This window comes from Achromobacter sp. 46006 (assembly GCF_059761975.1).
In genome coordinates this window covers 1-255 of sequence record NZ_JCBANN010000159.1, presented here as the reverse complement: position 1 = coordinate 255, position 255 = coordinate 1, and the positions used below count along the sequence as shown (strand labels likewise).

The window sequence follows — 255 nt, the reverse complement described above, 5'->3', positions numbered from 1 at the left end:
GAGACCGACAACTGGTCATACAGGAACAGCGGCGAATCGAGCGTGAGGCCGGCGTTGACCTGGTTCTTGCCGGTGGATTCCAGGCCGGCGTTGTCGCCGCCCACATAGGCGTGCCAGCGCTTGCCGGTGCCGGGTTTGATGATGATGTCCGAGTCGCCCAGCGCGGGGCCGGGCGCCACGTCGATGCTGGCGTCGGCCTGGCCGGCCAGCCGGCGGATGTTTTCCAGCGCCTGGTCCAGGTCGCGCTGGTTGACC

General features: G+C 68.2%; 1 protein-coding gene. It reads right to left on the bottom strand.

Features of this window, described 5'->3' with window-relative positions:
• A partial coding sequence (locus tag AC6LKG_RS26625; RefSeq protein ID WP_498170007.1) for a ShlB/FhaC/HecB family hemolysin secretion/activation protein occupies positions 1–255 on the bottom strand: 255 nt, incomplete at both ends.